The sequence below is a fragment of the Actinotalea sp. C106 genome, from assembly GCF_023630195.1.
In the GTDB taxonomy this organism is placed as follows: Bacteria; Actinomycetota; Actinomycetes; order Actinomycetales; family Cellulomonadaceae; genus Actinotalea.
This window is the reverse complement of record NZ_JALPKN010000040.1, coordinates 1-17,266: the sequence shown is the minus strand read 5'-3', so window position 1 is coordinate 17,266 and position 17,266 is coordinate 1. Positions and strand designations below refer to the sequence as shown.

Below are 17,266 nucleotides of genomic sequence, written 5' to 3'. Positions count from 1 at the left end.
TTCGAGGTGCTGCTCGGCGACTGCCTCGACGACGCCGGGGTGGTCAGCGCACCGGCCGCCGAGCGCGCGGCCGAGCTGACGGCGATGCTCACCGACCCCGCGGTCCGCGCCGTCGTGCCGCCCTGGGGCGGGCAGCTCGCGATCGACCTGCTGCCGCACCTGGACTGGGAGAGCATCGCGGCGGCCGAACCCACCTGGCTGGTGGGCTTCTCCGACACCACGACCCTGCTGCTGCCCCTGACGGTGCGCGCGGGGTGGGCGACCCTGCACGGCCAGAACCTCATGGACACCCCGTACCAGGTGCCCGCACCCCTCATGTCCTGGCTCGACGTCGTGACCGCCCCGCGCGGCGCGGTGCTCAGCCAGGCGCCTTCGCGGGCCCACCGACGTGGGGCCTTCGACGACTGGGCGGCCGACCCCACGGTCACCGGCTACTCCTTCGACACCGCCGGGACGTGGGTGCGGCTCGACGGCGAGGAGCCGGTGACCGTCTCCGGCCGTCTGCTCGGCGGTTGCCTCGAGACCATCCACCACCTGCAGGGCACCACGTACGGCGACGTTCCGGGCTTCGCCGAGCGCGAGGCCCCCGAGGGGCTGGTCGTGTACGTCGAGGCGGCCGAGGCGCCGGCCCTCGACACCGCGCGGTCCCTGCACGGGATGCGGCTGGCCGGCTGGTTCGACCACGCCCGGGCAGTCCTCGTGGCCCGCACCTCGGCCCCCGACTCCCCCGGGCTCACGCAGCGCGAGGCCGTCCTCGACGCCTTGGGCGGGCTCGGCGTCCCGATCATCGGCGAGGTCGACTGCGGGCACGTGCCACCCCACCTGGCCCTGGTCAACGGCGCCCCGACGACGGTCCGCTGGTCACCCCGAGGCTCCTCGCTGGTCCAGACCCTCGCCTGAGTCGCCCCACGCCTCGTCCGGGGTCCGGCCGCACCTCACCCCCCACGAGGCGCGGCCGCACCTGGGAGGATGGCCGGTGATGACCACCACGAGCACTCCCCTGACCCTCGCCGAGCGCATCCCGACCGACCCCCAGGACGCGGACGCCCTCTACGCGGCCTTCGTCGGCTGGGCCGAGGACCAGGGCCTCACGCTCTACCCCGCCCAGGACGAGGCCCTGCTCGAGCTGGTGACCGGCTCCCACGTGATCCTCTCGACGCCGACGGGGTCGGGGAAGTCCCTCGTCGCGGTGGCCGCCCACTTCGTCGCGCTGGCCCAGGGCCGACGGACCTACTACACCGCGCCGCTCAAGGCCCTGGTGAGCGAGAAGTTCTTCGACCTGGTCAAGGCCTTCGGCTCGCAGAACGTCGGCATGATGACCGGGGACAGCGCGGTGAACCCCGGCGCCCCGATCATCTGCTGCACGGCCGAGATCCTCGCCAACATCGCGCTGCGCACCGGGGACGGGGCCGCCGAGCAGCCCGACCACGTGGACGACCCGGCCGTGCCGGGCGAGGACGCCGTCGGGCAGGTCGTCATGGACGAGTTCCACTTCTACGCCGACCCCCAGCGCGGGTGGGCCTGGCAGGTCCCGCTGCTCGAGCTGCCGCGCACCCAGTTCCTGCTGATGTCCGCGACCCTGGGCGAGGTCGACTTCTTCGTCGAGGACCTCGAGAAGCGCAGCAACCGCGCCGTCGCGACCGTGACGAACACCGAGCGTCCGGTGCCGCTGACCTTCAGCTACGTCGTCGAGCCCCTGCACGAGGTGGTCGAGGACCTGGTGCACACCCGGCGGGCCCCGGTGTACCTGGTGCACTTCACCCAGCGGGACGCCGTCGAGCGGGCCCAGGCCCTGCTCTCGACCACGGTGGCCTCACGCGAGCAGCGGGACGCGATCGCTGCTGAGCTCGGGGCGTTCCGCTTCGGCACGGGCTTCGGCAAGACCCTCTCGCGGCTGCTGCGCCACGGGGTCGGGATCCACCACGCCGGGATGCTGCCCAAGTACCGGCGAGTGGTCGAGCGGCTCACGCAGCGCGGCCTGCTCACCGTGGTCTGCGGCACCGACACCCTGGGCGTCGGGATCAACGTGCCGATCCGCACCGTCGTGCTGACCTCCCTGGTCAAGTACGACGGCGTGCGGATGCGGCACCTCAGCGCACGCGAGTTCCACCAGATCGCGGGCCGGGCCGGGCGCGCGGGCTACGACACCGTGGGCGAGGTGGTCGTCATGGCCCCCGACCACGTCATCGAGAACCGCAAGCTGCTGGCCAAGGCGGGGGACGACCCGAAAAAGCTCAAGAAGATCGTCCGCAAGAAGGCCCCCGAGGGGGCCGTCAACTGGACCGACAAGACCTTCGAGCGGCTGCGCGACGCCCCGCCCGAGCCGCTGACCTCGAGCTTCGCGGTGAGTCACGCCATGGTGCTGAACGTCCTCGCCCGCCAGGCCCCGGACCGTCACGGCACGGTGCGGTCGGGCCCGGCGAGCGACCCGGTCGAGGCGATGCGCCACCTGCTCACCGAGAACCACGAACCGGAGGCCGCGCGCGGCCGGCACGTGCGCCAGGCCGTGCGGATCTACCGGTCGCTGCGCACCGCGGGGGTGGTCGAACGGGTCGACCGCGAGGACGGGCAGGGTCGCACCGTGCGGCTCACGGTCGACATGCCCGCTGACTTCGCCCTCAACCAGCCCCTGTCTCCCTTCGCCTACGCGGCCCTGGACGTGCTGGACCGCGAGTCCCCCGCCTACGCCCTGGATGTGCTGTCGGTCATCGAGTCGACCCTGGACAACCCCCGCCAGGTGCTGGTCGCGCAGGAGAAGAAGGCCCGCGGTGAGGCCATCGGCGCGATGAAGGCCGAGGGCTACGACTACGACGAACGCATGGCCGCGCTCGAGGACATCACCTACCCCAAGCCGCTGGCCGAGCTGCTCGAGGGCACCTTCGCGATCTACAAGCAGGCCAACCCGTGGGTCGCCGACCACGAGCTCTCCCCCAAGTCCGTGGTCCGAGACCTGCACGAGCACGCGATGACCTTCACCGAGTACGTCTCGTACTACGGCCTCGAGCGCACCGAGGGGGTGCTGCTGCGCTACCTCGCCGACGCCTACCGGGCCCTGCGCCAGACCGTCCCGGCGGAGCGACGCGACGAGCACCTCGAGGACCTCGTCGAGTGGCTGGGCGAGCTGGTCCGCGGCACCGACTCGAGCCTGCTCGATGAGTGGGAGCGCCTGAGCAACCCCGACGCGGTGGACACCGCCGCGGACGACGGCGGTCTCGCCGAGGAGGCTCCCCCGTCCATCACGACCAACCGGCGCGCCTTCCGGGTGCTCGTCCGCAACGCGCTGTTCCGCCGTGTCGAGCTGGCCGCCCGCGAGCGCTGGACCGAGCTGGGGAACCTGGGCGACGTCGACCCCGACGGCGAGCGCTGGGACACCGACCGGTGGCACGCGGCCCTCGACCCGTACTTCGACGAGCACGACGAGATCGGCGTAGGGCCCGATGCCCGCGGACCCGGCCTGCTGATGATCACCGAGCGCCCCGGGACCGACGGCGAGCGGTGGGAGGTCCGGCAGGTGCTCGACGACCCGGCGCGGGACCGCGACTGGCGGATCGACGCCGTCGTCGACCTGGCTGCGAGCGACGAGCGGGGCGAGGTGGCCCTCACGGTGGTCGCGGCCGGGCGACTCTAGCCGGGTTCGCTCCTCGGCCCACCGGTGGCGCCTGGCTACAGTGCCGAGGTGGCGAAGAAGAAGCCCCGCGGTACCCGGGCCCTGGTGGCCCTCGAGGCTGCTGGCGTGCCCCACTCCGTCCACGCCTATGAGCACCACGCCGAGAGCGGCCTCGGGTACGGGCTCGAGGCGGTCCAGGCCCTCGGCCTTCCCCCTGAGCAGGTGCTCAAGACCCTGGTGGCCGCGGTCGACGGCCAGTTGACCGTGGCGGTGGTCCCGGTGACCGGCAGGCTGGACCTCAAGGCCCTCGCCGCAGCCGTCGGCGGCAAGCGGGCCACCATGGCCGAGGTCGACGCGGCCGAGCGCGCCACCGGGTACGTCGCCGGCGGCATCTCCCCGCTCGGGCAGCGCACGTGCCTGCCGACGGTCGTCGACGACTCCGCCGCCGGCCTCGCCGTGGTCTACGTCTCGGCAGGCCGACGCGGGCTCGACGTCGGGCTGGCGCCCGCCGACCTCGTGCGGCTCACCGGTGCGCGGACGGCACCGATCGCGCGGTCATGACCTCCCCGTCGATCAGCGGCCGTAGCCGGCGAAAGGGCGGTCGGTGGAGACGATCTGCTTACCCAGGGGCAGCAACGAGACAGGGATGAGCTTCAGGTTCGCGATGCCCATGGGGATGCCGATGATCGAGACGAAGAGCGGGACCGCCGTGACCACGTGGCCGATCGCGAGCCAGATCCCGGCGACGACCACCCAGATCACGTTGCCGATGGTCGACAGGGCCCCAGCCGTCGGGCGGTCGACCACCGTCCGGCCGAAGGGCCACAGCACGTAGCTCGCGATGCGGAAGGAGGCGATGCCGAATGGGATGGTCACGATGAGGATGCAGCACAGGATGCCGGCGGCCACGTAGCCCACCGCGAGCCAGAAGCCCGCGAAGACCAGCCAGATGATGTTGAGGAGGGTGTTCACCCCACCACTGTCTCGCGGCCTGGCGGCCCCTGGCATCCGGGGGATCCCTGATCCTTGCCCGGGGTGGGCGATGCCCGCCCCGCCCATGGCCTCGCAGGTGGCCATGCGGGTGGCCCCGCAGAGATGGCCCAGTAGGGTCGCGCTGTGCCCGAGGACCTGACCCCCACCGCCCAGCACGACCCAGACGCGACCGACCTGGTGCGTCGCCTCGAGGCCGTCCACGAGCGCGTACGCCAGGCCGCCGAGCATGCGGGCCGACCGGCCGAGGACGTCCGCCTGATGCTCGCGACCAAGACCCAGCCGGTCCAGACCGTCCGCGCCGCCGTGCAGGCCGGCGTCCGGCTGCTCGGGGAGAACAAGGTCCAGGAGCTCGTCGCCAAGGGGCCCGGCCTCGCCGACCTCTCCCCCACGGTCCACCTCATCGGCCACCTGCAGTCGAACAAGGTCAACGCCGCCCTGCGCTGGGCGGCCTGCGTGCAGAGCGTCGACAGCCTCGAGCTGGCCGAACGCCTCTCGCGTCGCTGCGAGGCCGTCGACCGGGACCTCGAGGTCATGGTCCAGGTCAACGTCTCGGGCGAGGAGAGCAAGTACGGTGTCGCCCCCGCGCAGGCCACCGCCCTGGCCGCCGCAGTGGCCGTCCTGCCCCGGTTGAGACTGACGGGGCTGATGACGATCGGGGCGAACTCGGACGAGGACGCGGTGGTCCGCGCGGGGTTCGCCGGGCTCGCCCGGCTCCGCGACGAGGTGCTCGCCTCGGGCCTGCCGGGCACCGGCGCGGCCCACGAGCTCTCGATGGGGATGAGCGGGGACCTCGAGCTCGCGATCGCCGAGGGCGCGACGATGGTGCGGGTGGGCAGCGCGGTCTTCGGTCAGCGGTCCGTCGCGGGCTGACGGCCCTCGAGCTGGGCACCCCCGATGGCAAGGACGACTGACACCAGTTGACAAGGACGCTTGACATCTCTCCGGGATGTCAAGCACCCTTGTCACATGAGGAACGAGATCCGTCGCCTGCGCGAGGAGCGGAACCTGTCCCAGGCGGCGCTCGGCACCGAGCTCGGAGTCTCCCGCCAGACGGTCAACTCCCTCGAGACCGGTCGATACGACCCGTCCCTGCCCCTGGCCTTCGCCCTGGCCCGGTTCTTCGGGCTCACCATCGAGGAGATCTTCCATGCCGACGACGCGTGACCTGACCCCGACCCGGCGGCGGGCCGCCCGGGTGCTGGGCCTGCGTGCCGGACGAGCGAGACGACCGCATCCTGACCCGGAGCCTGGCTGTCGTGGGGCTGGTCGCGGTTCTCCTCACCTCGGCCGCCGGCCTCACCTTCCTCCTCGGCGCGGACCCCGAGATGCTCTTCGCGCTGCAGCCCCTGGCGTTGATGGCCACGCTCGTCGTGACCTTCGCCGTGATCAGCCGCCGGTCCTGAGACCGCGCCCCACCGGGCCCGCGGCGACGCACTCGCAGCCGACCCCGCTCACGGCACCCGGGCCGTCCACTCCGGGGTGCCGAACTTGGTCGCGACGAGCTCCTCGGCGCGGGCGCGCTCAGCAGCGGTGACCCCACCCTCGACCGTGGCGTAGCGCGAGCGGAAGTGGTCCTTGAAGGCCTCGATGACCTCGCTGCGCGCCATCCCGGACTGCGACCGCAGCGGGTCCACGCGCTTGTTGGCGCTCTTGGTCCCCTTGTCCGAGAGCTTCTCGCGGCCGATGCGCAGCACCTCGAGCATCTTGTTGGCGTCGATGTCGTAGGCCATGGTCACGTGATGCAGCACGGCCCCGCTGGCCAGACGCTTCTGGGCGGCGCCGGCGATCTTGCCCGCGGGCGAGGCGATGTCGTTGAGCGGCACGTAGGTCGCACTGATGCCGAGCTCGGCCAGCGCTCCCAGCACCCAGTCGTCGAGGAAGGCGTAGGAGCGCTCGAAGCTCAGCCCCTCGACCAGGGAGGCCGGCACGGTCAGCGAGTAGGTGATGGTGTTGCCGGGCTCGATGAACATCGCCCCACCGCCCGAGACCCGGCGCACCACCTGGATGCCGTGCTTGTCGGCACCCGCGGGGTCCACCTCGTTGCTCAGGGACTGGAAGGACCCGATGACGACGGCGGGGGCTCCCCACTCCCAGATCCGCAGGGTCGGTCGGCGGGTCCCGGACCCCACGGCATCAGCCAGGGCCTCGTCGAGGGCCATGTGCATCAGCGGGCTCTCGGGGCCCTCGTGCACGATCTCGAACTCGTGGTCCTCCCACCGCGTCGCATGCCCCAGGGCGCGGCGGACGGCGATCGCGACGGCCTCGGGGTTGAATCCGACCATGGTCACGTGGTCACCGAGGACGCTCTCGACCATGGTGGTCAGCTGCGCGACGGTGGCGGTCTGGGGCATGCCCAGCAGGGCGGCGTCGATGCTCTCCAAAGCGTCGTCGGGCTCGAGGAAGAAGTCTCCGCTCACTGCGACACGGCTGAGCCGACCGTCGGTCACCTCGACCTCGACGGCCACCAGCTTGCCCCCGGGAACCTTGTACTCGCCGCGCATGTGCTGCCCTTCGTCGTGCTGCCGTCGTGGTCGTTCCTGTCGCGCCATCCTGCACCCCCGCCTAGCGTGCCCGCACACGACCCACTAGTGTTAGTTGAAGTTTGTATCAATCAGGTGGCGAGCGCACCACCACCCCGTCGCCCATCCGCACCATCCGCACCACCGAGAGGACCGTCGTGGCACCCGAGGAGAAGACCGAGAGCCCCGAGCACGCTGAGCACCCCGAGCACTCGGAGGGCGGCCGCTACACGGCCAAGGGCAAGGAGTTCACCCGGGACACCCGGTACATCCAGACCCGCATCACCGCCGACGGCAGCGACGGGTTCCCTGTCGAGGCCGGGCGCTACCGGCTGGTCGCCGCGCGGGCGTGCCCCTGGGCCAACCGGGCGATCATCGTCCGACGGCTCCTGGGCCTCGAGGACGCGATCTCCCTGGGAACCCCCGGGCCCACCCACGACGCGCGGTCGTGGACCTTCGACCTGGACCCCGACGGCAAGGACCCGGTGCTGGGCATCGAGCGCCTGCAGCAGGCGTACTTCGCCCGCGACCCCGAGTACCCGCGTGGGATCACGGTCCCGGCGCTCGTGGACACGACCACCGGTGCGGTCGTGACGAACGACTTCGCCCAGATGACCCTGGACCTGTCGAGCGAGTGGACCGAGCACCACCGCGAGGGGGCCCCGGACCTGTACCCCGAAGGGCTGCGCGAGGAGATCGACGCGGTCAACGACCGGGTTTTCCGCGAGGTCAACAACGGCGTGTACCGGTGCGGCTTCGCCGGATCCCAGGAGGCCTACGACACGGCCTACGCGCGGCTGTGGGAGTCCCTGGACTGGCTCGAAGACCGCCTCTCCGGGCAGCGCTACCTGGTGGGAGACGCGATCACCGAGGCCGACGTGCGGCTGTTCACCACCCTGGTGCGCTTCGACGCCGTCTACCACGGGCACTTCAAGTGCAACCGGAACAAGCTGAGCGAGATGCCCGCGCTGTGGGGCTACGCCCGCGACCTGTTCCAGACCCCCGGGTTCGGCGACACGATCGACTTCGCCCAGATCAAGGAGCACTACTACGTGGTGCACACCGACATCAACCCGACGCAGATCGTCCCCCAGGGGCCAGACCTGGCCGGGTGGATGACCGCCCACGGGCGTGACCAGCTCGGCGGCCGGCCCTTCGGCGGCGGGACGGCCCCCGGGCCGGTCCGCGAAGGCGAGCGCGTCGCCGCAGGACACTCTCCGCTGCCCTGAGCACCCTGACCTGGGACCGCGCGCGCCGCACCGGGCCGCGCCGATGCGGTTGGTTCAGCCCCGGTGCTCGACGCCGGCGTGCAGCAGACCGTAGACGATCGAGTCGACCAGGGCCTCCCACGAGGCCTCGACGAGGTTCGGGCCCACGCCCACCGTGCTCCACGTCGTCTCGGCCCCGGTGTCCATGGTCTCCACGAGCACGCGGGTCACGGCGTCCGTGCCGTGCTGGGTGTCCATGATCCGCACCTTGAAGTCGATCAGCTCGAAGCGCTCGACCTCGGGGTAGGTGGGCAGCAGAGCCTTGCGCAGGGCGTGGTCCAGGGCGTTGACCGGACCGTTCCCCTCTCCTGTCGCGAGCACCCTGTCGCCCCCCACGTGCATCTTCACCGTCGCCTCGGCGTTGGCGTCCGTGGGGTCCCCGGGCACGGTCTCGACGATCACGCGCCAGCTCTCGGTCGTGAAGTACGCCAGCCGCGCACCGTCGAGCTCCTCGCGCAGCAGCAGCTCGAAGGAGGCGTCCGCGGCGTCGTAGGTGTACCCCTGGGCCTCGGCGTCCTTGACGCGGTGCGTGACGCGGGAGAGCACCTCGCCCTGACCCGCGAGGTCGAAGCCCAGCTCGCGGCCCTTGAGCTCGATCGAGGCGCGCCCGGCCATGTCCGAGATCAGCATCCGCATGTCGTTGCCCACCGCGAGCGGGTCGGTGTGCTGGTAGAGGTCAGGATCCACCTTGATCGCGCTCGCGTGCAGCCCTGCCTTGTGGGCGAAGGCGCTGGCCCCCACGTAGGGCTGGCGGGCGAAGGGGGCGATGTTGGTGATCTCGCTGATCGCGTGGGCGATCCTGGTCATGTCCCGCAGCCCTGAACCGGCGAGCAGCTCGCGCCCCTCCTTGAGCTCGAGGTTCGCGACGACGGTGAGCAGGTCCGCGTTCCCCGTGCGTTCGCCGTAGCCGTTGATGGTCCCCTGCACGTGGACGGCCCCCGCGCTCACCGCGGCGAGGGTGTTGGCGACCGCGCAGCCCGAGTCGTTGTGGGCGTGCATGCCCAGGCGTCCGCCGGTGGCCTCCCCCACGGCCGTGACGATCTGGTGGACCCAGTCCGGCAGCATCCCGCCGTTGGTGTCGCACAGCGTCACGACCTCGGCCCCCGCCGTGAACGCCGCCTCAGCAGCGCGCAGGGCGTAGTCGCGGTCGTAGCGGTAGCCGTCGAAGAAGTGCTCGGCGTCGAGCACCACCCGGCGCCCCTCCCGCACCAGGAGCGCGACCGTGTCCGTGATCATCGCGAGGTTCTCCTCGCCGGTGGTGCGCAGCGCCCTCTCGACGTGCCGGATGTCGCTCTTGGCCACGAGGGTCACCACGGGGGCCGCGGAGTCCAGCAGGGCGCGGACCTGCACGTCCTCAGCCGCCTTCACGCCGGGCTTACGGGTCGCTCCGAAGGCCGCGAGCACCGCGGTGCGCAGGTCGAGCTCCTTGTCCGCACGCTGGAAGAACTCGGTGTCCTTCGGGATGGCCCCGGGCCACCCACCCTCGATGTAGCCGACGCCCAGCTCGTCGAGCAGGGGGGCGATGGCGAGCTTGTCCGCGACGGACAGGTTCATGCCCTCCTGCTGCGCGCCGTCGCGCAGGGTGGTGTCGTAGACGTCGAAGGTCGTGCTGGCCACGGGAGCTCTCTTCGGTCGATCCGTCGGCGGGCCGACGGCGGTGCGTGGGCTGTGCGGTAGTGCTGTCCTGCAGACCCAGTCTCCCCGACCCGGTGCGAGCGGCGGGGGTGGTGCCGATCGGTGGGACGGTGCCCGGGCGGGGGTGGTGCCCAGACCAACAAAAAGACCCCCCGGGGTGCGGGAGGTCTGCGCGTCAGGCGGGTGGGCCGGACGCGCTACACGATGATGAGAGTGATCTGGGTCACCCGTGCATGATGCCACAGGGTCGCGCTGAGGTGAAGCGACGCACCTCAGGCCAGGCGGTGGAGCCACCCGTGCGGGTCGGCAGCCCGGCCGTACTGGATGTCGGTGAGCTGCTGGCGCACCGCCGCGGTCACCGGTCCCGTGGCACCTCCGCCGACGATGAGGTCGAAGTCCTCGCTGGCCAGACGCCCGATCGGGGTCACCACCGCGGCCGTGCCGCAGGCGAAGACCTCGGTCACCGAGCCGTCCTCGAGGCCGCTGCGCAGCTCGGTCAGGGCGACCCGCTCCTCGCGGACCTCGTGCCCGGCCTCGCTGAGCAGGGTGAGGATCGAGGACCGGGTGACCCCCTCGAGGATCGAGCCGGTGAGCTCGGGGGTCGAGACGCTGCCGTCGGCGCGCACCACGAAGACGTTCATCCCACCGAGCTCCTCGAGCTCGGTGCTGGTCGCGGCGTCCAGGAAGCAGACCTGCTCGCAGCCGCGGGCGAGGGCCTCCTGCTGCGGCAGCAGGCTGGCGGCGTAGTTCCCGCCGCACTTGGCCGCCCCGGTCCCGCCCGGACCTGCGCGGTGGTAGTCGCGGACCACCCAGATCGAGACGGGCTTGACCCCGCCGGAGAAGTACGGCCCCACGGGCGAGGCGATCACCGCGTACTCGGCCTGACGCGAGGGTCGCACCCCGAGGAACGTCTCGGAGGCGTACATGAAGGGCCGCAGGTACAGCGATGTCTCCTCCCCCGACGGCACCCAGGCGACGTCGGCGTGGACGAGGGCCTCGATCGAGCCGAGGAAGTCCTCGACGGCGAGCTCAGGCAGCGCGAGGCGGCGGGCCGAGGCCGCGAACCTGCGGGCGTTGGCCTCAGGGCGGAACGTCCAGACGGAACCGTCGGCGTGACGGTAGGCCTTGAGCCCTTCGAAGACCTCCTGGCCGTAGTGCAGCACGGCCGCGGCAGGGTCGAGCAGCAGCGGCCCGTAGGGCTCGACCCGGCGGTCGGCCCAGCCCGCGTCCGCGCTCCAGGTGACCTTCGCCATGTGGTCGGTGAAGACCGTGCCGAAGGTGGGCGCTCCCAGCAGCTCGGTCCGCTCGGCCTCAGGTCGAGGAGCGGGGTTCGCGTGCAGGGCGAAGTCTGATGCTGTGGTGGTCGTGGTGGTGCTCATGATCCGGGTGGTCCTTTCACCAGGCGGCGACCTGAGGTCGTCTGACGGTACCGGTGGTGACGGCCGACGCGGAACGGGTGGGCTCAGCCGGCGACGCGCGCCGCGAGCTCGGTCCCGACCTCGGCCGTCGACCGTACTCGGTCACCGCGCTCGGCGAGGTCGGCCGCGACGGCGGTCTCGACGCGGGTGGCGGCCTCGGCCAGGCCGAGGTGCTCGAGGAGCATCGAGACGCTGAGCACCGTCGCTGTGGGGTCGGCCTTGCCCTGGCCCGCGATGTCCGGGGCCGAGCCGTGGACGGGCTCGAACATCGACGGCGCGGTGCGGTCGGGGTTGATGTTCCCCGAGGCCGCGAGGCCGATGCCACCGGTGATCGCCGCGGCCTGGTCGGTGAGGATGTCCCCGAAGAGGTTGTCGGTCACGATCACGTCGAACCGCGAGGGCTTGGTCGTCATGAAGATCGTCGCCGCGTCGACGTGCAGGTAGTCGGTCGTGACGTCGGGGAACTCGGCGTTGACGGCCTCGACCGTGCGGCGCCACAGGTGCCCGGCGTGGACCAGGACGTTGTGCTTGTGCACCAGGGTCAGGTGCTGGCGCGGCCTGGCGGCGGCCCGTGCGAAGGCGTCCCTGACCACGCGCTCGACGCCGAAGGCGGTGTTCACGCTGACCTCGTTCGCGACCTCGTGCGGGGTCCCCACGCGGATCGCACCGCCGTTGCCGACGTACGGCCCCTCGGTGCCCTCCCGGACGACCACGAAGTCCACCTCGCCGGGCTCGGCCAGCGGCGACCGGACCCCGGGGAAGAGCTTGGCCGGGCGGAGGTTGACGTAGTGGTCGAGCTCGAAGCGCAGACGCAGCAGCAGACCGCGCTCCAGGACGCCCGAGGGCACCCCCGGGTCGCCGATCGCACCGAGCAGGATCGCGTCGTGCTCGCGGACCGTGGCGAGGTCGGCGTCGGTGAGGGTCTCCCCCGTCGCGTGCCAGCGGCGGGCGCCCAGGTCGAGCTCGGTCGTGGCGACCGTGACGTCCGACCCGGCCAGGGCGACGTCGAGGACCTTGAGGCCCTGCTCGACGACCTCCGTCCCGATCCCGTCCCCGGCGACGACAGCAAGCTTCACGGTGCGCGACATGGCTGAGATCCTAGCGCTCGTCCCACGGTTCGGGACGTCGATCTCGCATGTCGGATCAACGTCGTAGCCGGGGCGGTGACCCGCCGGGAGCCTCGACCATGGTCCCGCCGGGGACCGCGTGCCGGGGCCCGGCAAGCATGATCTGCTGTGCAGACCCTGCTCTCGCGTCGCCCAGGAGGTCGCATGCCCGCCACGGCCGACGAGACCCGCCACCCCGGGGCGCACGCCGCTTCTCCCTGGACCATCCCGCCCCGAGGATGGTGGCAGATCGCGGTCCGCGCCGGGCGCCGTTCCGGGACCGACCGCGTCCCGCTCATGGCCGCCGGTGTGGCCTTCTTCAGCTTCCTGGCGCTGTTCCCGTCCCTCATCGCGACCATCCTGGTCTACGGCCTGGTGAGCGACCCGGAGGACATCACCGGCCACCTCGAGACCCTCGCCGGCGTACTCCCCCAGGTCGGTGTCGACCTGGTCGAGGACCAGCTGGACACCCTCGTCGCAGCCGACCGGCAGGGCCTGGGGCTCGGCCTGGCGGTCGCGGTCCTCGTCGCGCTGTGGTCGGCCTCTCTCGGCATCGCGCACCTCATCTCGGCCGTCAACGCCGCCTACGAGCAGGTGGAGCGCGTCGGCTTCATCAAGCGCCGCGCGATGGCCCTGGCGTTCACGGGCGGCGCGATGGTGCTGTTCGTCGTGGTCATGGCCCTCGTGGCCGTCTTCCCCGCCGTCGTCGCCCTGGGCGGCGTGCCTCGACCGCTGCTCAACGTCGGGCGGTGGCTCGTGCTGCTCGCGGTCCTGGCGGTGACCCTCGGGGCCGTATACCGGTTCGCCCCGGAGCGCAGGTCTGCGCGCGTGCCGTGGGTGAGCGTCGGTGCGCTGGTAGCGACCGCGATCTGGCTCGCCGCCTCGGCGGGGTTCTCGCTCTACATCACCTACCTCGGCAGCTATGCCGAGACCTACGGGGCCCTCGCGGGGGTCGTGGTGATCCTGCTGTGGATGTGGCTGTCTGCCATGGCAGTGCTCTTCGGCGCCGAGGTCAACGCCGAGGCCGAGCACCAGACCGACGCGGACTCGACGATCGGCGACGAGCGTCCGCGCGGCGAGCGGGAAGCGGTCAAGGCCGACACGGCGGTGGGCCGCCCGCCCGAGTCCGAGGACTGAGGCGGACGACCCACGGCCGTGCCTGCGGCGGGGCGACGCCCACACCCTGTCGTGCTGGGGTCAGCGCGCGGCCGAGCCCTCCTGGTAGTCCGAGTCGGACTCCTTCATCCACGAGAACATCTTGCGGAGCTCGCGGCCCGTGGTCTCGATCGGGTGGGCCTCGCCCCGGGCGCGCAGCTCGGCGAACTCGGGGCCACCGGCGTCCTGGTCGCCGATGAACCGCTCGGCGAAGGCACCCGACCGGATGTCGCCGAGCACGGCCTTCATGTTCTCCTTGACCTCGGGGGAGATCACGCGCGGGCCCGAGACGTAGTCGCCGTACTCGGCGGTGTCCGAGACGCTCCAGCGCTGCTTGGCGATGCCGCCCTCGACCATGAGGTCGACGATGAGCTTGAGCTCGTGCAGCACCTCGAAGTACGCGACCTCGGGCTGGTAGCCGGCCTCGGTGAGGGTCTCGAAGCCGTACTGGACGAGCTGCGAGGCACCGCCGCACAGCACGGCCTGCTCGCCGAACAGGTCGGTCTCGGTCTCCTCGGTGAAGGTGGTCTTGATGCCCCCGGCCCGCAGGCCACCGATCGCCTTGGCGTAGGACAGCGCCAGGCCCCAGGCCTCACCGCTCGCGTCCTGCTCGACGGCGACGATCACGGGAACCCCGCGGCCGGCCTCGTACTCGCGGCGCACCAGGTGGCCCGGTCCCTTGGGGGCGACCATGAGCACGTCGTGGGCCGGGGAGGGCTTGATGTAGCCGAACCGGATGTTGAACCCGTGGCCGAAGACGAGGGCCGCGCCCTCCTTGAGGTTGGGCTCGATCTCGTCGCGGTAGATGTGCCGCTGGAACTGGTCGGGGGCCAGGATGACGACGACGTCGGCCTCCTTGACGGCCTCGGCGACAGTCAGGACCGGCAGGCCCTGGTCCTCGGCCTTGGCCCGCGAGGCCGAGCCCTCACGCAGGCCGACACGCACGTCGACCCCCGAGTCGCGCAGGTTGAGCGCGTGCGCGTGGCCCTGGCTGCCGTAGCCGATGACCGCGACCTTGCGGCCGGCGATGATGGACAGGTCGGCATCGTCGTCGTAGAACAGCTCAGCCACTGGGGTGTCTCCTTGGGTTGATCGGGGTAGGTACGAGGTCTGGGGGTCAGGCGGAACGGCTGACGCGCTCGAGGGCGCGGTCGGTGATCGACCGCGCACCACGGCCGATGGCCACGGTGCCGGACTGGACGATCTCACGGATGCCGAAGGGCTCGAGGGCCGTGAGCAGGGCGTCGAGCTTGCCCGGGCCGCCGGTCGCCTCGATGGTCACGGCGTCGGGCACGACGTCGACCACCCGCGCCCGGAACAGCTCGACGACCTCGAGCACGTGGGACCGGATGGCGAGGTCGGCGCGCACCTTGACCAGCAGGAGCTCGCGCTGCACAGCTGCGTCCTGCTCGAGCTCGACGATCTTGAGCACGTTGATGAGCTTGTTGAGCTGCTTGGTCACCTGCTCGAGCGGCAGCTCGTCGACGTCGACCACGACGGTGATCCGCGAGATCTCGGGGTGCTCGGTCGGCCCCACCGCGAGGGAGTGGATGTTGAACGAGCGGCGGGCGAAGAGTCCCGCGACGCGGGTCAGGACGCCGGGCTTGTTCTCGACGAGGACCGACAGCGTGTGCCTGCTCATGCTGCACCTTCTTCCGGGGAGGTGGCCTGCGGCACGGCAGCCGCGTCGGGGACGGACCGGAGCGGAGGGGTGAGCTCGCGCATCACTCCTCCCGGTCCCACGCCGGGCTGATGCCGCGGGCGTACTGGATCTCGTCGTTGCTCACGCCCGCCGCGACCATGGGCCAGACCATCGCGTCCCGCGAGACGGTGAAGTCGACCACCACGGGCTGGTCGTCGATCTCCAGGGCCCGCTTGATGGTCGCGTCGACGTCGGCCTTGGTCTCGCAGCGCAGGCCCACGCAGCCGTAGGCGTCGGCGAGCTTGACGAAGTCCGGGATGCGCCGCGTGCCGTGCCCCGTGTGCAGGTCGGTGTTGGAGTAGCGCGACTCGTAGAAGAGGGTCTGCCACTGGCGCACCATGCCGAGGGAGGAGTTGTTGACCACGGCGACCTTGATCGGGATCTCGTTGATCGCGCAGGTCGCGAGCTCCTGGTTGGTCATCTGGAAGCAGCCGTCACCGTCGATGGACCACACCGTGCGGCTCGGGTCGCCCACCTTGGCCCCCATCGCCGCCGGCACCGAGTAGCCCATCGTCCCCAGACCGCCCGAGTTCAGCCAGGCGTTGGGACGCTCGTAGCGGATGAACTGCGCGGCCCACATCTGGTGCTGCCCGACCCCCGCGACGTACACGGCCTCGGGTCCGGACATCTCACCGATGCGCTGGATGACGTGCTGGGGGGCGAGGTGCCCGTCCTCGGGCTCGGTGTAGCCCAGGGGGAAGGTCTCGCGCCAGTCGTCGATCTGACGCCACCAGCCCTCGAGGTCCGGCTGACCGTGCTGGGCGTGCTCGCGGGCGAGCTCGGGCAGCAGGTCGGCGATGACCTCCTTGAGGTCCCCCACGATCGGCACGTCGACCCGGCGGTTCTTGCCGATCTCGGCCGGGTCGATGTCCGCGTGGACGATCGTCGCGTTCGGGGCGAACGAGGACAGCTTGCCGGTGACGCGGTCGTCGAAGCGGGTGCCCAGGGCCACGATGAGATCGGCCTTCTGGAGGGCCGCGACGGCGGGCACGGTGCCGTGCATGCCGGGCATCCCGAGGTTCTGCGGGTGGGAGTCGGGCAGGGCGCCGCGGGCCATCAGGGTGGTCACCGCGGGGGCACCCGAGGCATCCACGAGCCGTCGCAGCTCGGCGCTCGCGCCGGAGCGGATCGCGCCACCACCGACGTAGAGCACCGGACGCCGCGCGGTGGCCAGCAGCCGCGCGGCCTCACGGATCTGCTTGGCGTGCGGCTTGGTGACCGGGTGGTAGCCGGGCAGGTCGATCTCGGTGGGCCACGCGAATGAGGTCGTGGCCTGCATGGCCGACTTGGCGATGTCCACCAGCACAGGTCCGGGGCGCCCGGTCCGGGCGATGTGGAAGGCCTGGGCGATGGTCTTGGGGATGTCGGCCGGGTCGGTCACCAGGAAGTTGTGCTTGGTGATCGGCAGCGTGATCCCGACGATGTCCGCCTCCTGGAAGGCATCCGTGCCGATCATGGGGGCGGCGACCTGACCGGTGATGGCCACCATGGGCACCGAGTCCATGTTCGCGTCGGCGATGGGGGTCACCAGGTTGGTCGCCCCCGGTCCCGAGGTCGCCATGCAGACCCCGACCTCGCCGCTGGTGTAGGCGTAGCCCGAGGCCGCGTGCCCGGCACCCTGCTCGTGCCGCACGAGGATGTGGCGCAACTTCGTCGAGTCCATCAGCGGGTCGTACGTGGGCAGGATCGCACCGCCGGGGATGCCGAAGACGTTCCGTGCGCCAGCCTCCTCGAGGGAGCGCACGATCGACTGCGCACCGGTCATCGGCTCGCCCTGGGACCCGCCCACGACGGCCGGCCGGACGACGTCGGCCGGCGTGACCGCGGGGGCGGCCTGCGGGCGGGGTGTCGGCCGGTCGGCCG

At 71.6% G+C, this 17,266-nt stretch carries 16 protein-coding genes; 8 read left to right on the top strand and 8 right to left on the bottom strand.

All coding sequences use genetic code 11. The features are described from left to right. The 3 genes from L0B03_RS04770 to ybaK all read left to right on the top strand — a co-directional run. Positions 1 to 900, top strand: a 900-nt coding sequence (locus tag L0B03_RS04770) for a S66 peptidase family protein (protein WP_250444488.1), incomplete at its 5' end; no start/stop codon positions are given. A 79-nt stretch (positions 901 to 979) separates the two neighbouring features. Further along, entirely contained in the window at positions 980 to 3,628 is a 2,649-nt protein-coding gene (locus L0B03_RS04765; RefSeq protein ID WP_250444487.1) for an RNA helicase, read from the top strand. A gap of 48 nt (positions 3,629 to 3,676) precedes the next feature. After that, positions 3,677 to 4,168 carry a Cys-tRNA(Pro) deacylase gene (ybaK, locus tag L0B03_RS04760; RefSeq protein ID WP_250444486.1) on the top strand — a complete coding sequence of 164 codons (492 nt, stop codon included), beginning with the start codon at positions 3,677 to 3,679 and terminating at the stop codon, positions 4,166 to 4,168. Between the two features lie 12 nt (positions 4,169 to 4,180). On the opposite strand, the gene L0B03_RS04755 is transcribed toward ybaK, so the two are convergent. Then, a complete protein-coding gene (locus L0B03_RS04755; RefSeq protein ID WP_208054386.1) occupies positions 4,181 to 4,579 on the bottom strand; it encodes a YccF domain-containing protein in 399 nt (132 codons plus the stop codon). Positions 4,580 to 4,723: 144 nt separating this feature from the next. Between L0B03_RS04755 and L0B03_RS04750 the strand changes: the two genes are divergently transcribed. From L0B03_RS04750 to L0B03_RS04740, 3 genes are all read left to right on the top strand, one after another. Continuing rightward, on the top strand, positions 4,724 to 5,470 hold the full coding sequence (locus L0B03_RS04750; protein WP_250444485.1) for a YggS family pyridoxal phosphate-dependent enzyme: 747 nt from the start codon (positions 4,724 to 4,726) through the stop codon (positions 5,468 to 5,470). Positions 5,471 to 5,566: 96 nt separating this feature from the next. Beyond that, positions 5,567 to 5,764, top strand: coding sequence for a helix-turn-helix transcriptional regulator (locus L0B03_RS04745; protein ID WP_250444484.1), 198 nt, complete (start codon positions 5,567 to 5,569; stop codon positions 5,762 to 5,764). Positions 5,765 to 5,808: 44 nt separating this feature from the next. Further along, complete coding sequence (locus tag L0B03_RS04740; RefSeq protein ID WP_250444483.1) at positions 5,809 to 6,003, top strand: hypothetical protein; 195 nt, start codon at positions 5,809 to 5,811, stop codon at positions 6,001 to 6,003. Between the two features lie 48 nt (positions 6,004 to 6,051). Here the strand turns inward: L0B03_RS04740 and L0B03_RS04735 are convergent, their stop codons facing one another. Next, the gene (locus tag L0B03_RS04735) at positions 6,052 to 7,101 is read right to left on the bottom strand and encodes a biotin/lipoate A/B protein ligase family protein (protein WP_250444490.1); all 1,050 of its coding nucleotides are present in this window, start codon (positions 7,099 to 7,101) and stop codon (positions 6,052 to 6,054) included. A 176-nt stretch (positions 7,102 to 7,277) separates the two neighbouring features. Between L0B03_RS04735 and L0B03_RS04730 the strand changes: the two genes are divergently transcribed. Continuing rightward, positions 7,278 to 8,348, top strand: a complete 1,071-nt coding sequence (locus tag L0B03_RS04730; protein ID WP_250444482.1) for a glutathione S-transferase family protein — start codon at positions 7,278 to 7,280, stop codon at positions 8,346 to 8,348. Between the two features lie 54 nt (positions 8,349 to 8,402). On the opposite strand, the gene cimA is transcribed toward L0B03_RS04730, so the two are convergent. The 3 genes from cimA to L0B03_RS04715 all read right to left on the bottom strand — a co-directional run bounded on the left by cimA (position 8,403) and on the right by L0B03_RS04715 (position 12,528). Further along, positions 8,403 to 10,004 (bottom strand): citramalate synthase, encoded by a 1,602-nt coding sequence (gene cimA / locus L0B03_RS04725; protein WP_308199999.1) that lies wholly within the window; start codon positions 10,002 to 10,004, stop codon positions 8,403 to 8,405. Positions 10,005 to 10,294: 290 nt separating this feature from the next. Continuing rightward, a complete protein-coding gene (locus L0B03_RS04720; protein ID WP_250444481.1) occupies positions 10,295 to 11,401 on the bottom strand; it encodes a branched-chain amino acid aminotransferase in 1,107 nt (368 codons plus the stop codon). 83 nt (positions 11,402 to 11,484) lie between these two features. After that, on the bottom strand, positions 11,485 to 12,528 hold the full coding sequence (locus tag L0B03_RS04715) for a 3-isopropylmalate dehydrogenase (protein WP_250444480.1): 1,044 nt from the start codon (positions 12,526 to 12,528) through the stop codon (positions 11,485 to 11,487). Between the two features lie 183 nt (positions 12,529 to 12,711). Here L0B03_RS04715 and L0B03_RS04710 point away from each other — a divergent pair, with 183 nt between their 5' ends. Beyond that, a complete protein-coding gene (locus L0B03_RS04710; protein WP_250444479.1) occupies positions 12,712 to 13,683 on the top strand; it encodes a YihY/virulence factor BrkB family protein in 972 nt (323 codons plus the stop codon). 60 nt (positions 13,684 to 13,743) lie between these two features. Here the strand turns inward: L0B03_RS04710 and ilvC are convergent, their stop codons facing one another. From ilvC to L0B03_RS04695, 3 genes are all read right to left on the bottom strand, one after another. Next, on the bottom strand, positions 13,744 to 14,772 hold the full coding sequence (gene ilvC / locus L0B03_RS04705; protein ID WP_250444478.1) for a ketol-acid reductoisomerase: 1,029 nt from the start codon (positions 14,770 to 14,772) through the stop codon (positions 13,744 to 13,746). Between the two features lie 46 nt (positions 14,773 to 14,818). Continuing rightward, positions 14,819 to 15,343 carry an acetolactate synthase small subunit gene (gene ilvN / locus L0B03_RS04700; RefSeq protein ID WP_208054394.1) on the bottom strand — a complete coding sequence of 175 codons (525 nt, stop codon included), beginning with the start codon at positions 15,341 to 15,343 and terminating at the stop codon, positions 14,819 to 14,821. 82 nt (positions 15,344 to 15,425) lie between these two features. Next, positions 15,426 to 17,266 (bottom strand): acetolactate synthase large subunit (locus L0B03_RS04695; protein WP_250444477.1); only part of this gene is annotated, 1,841 nt, incomplete at its 5' end.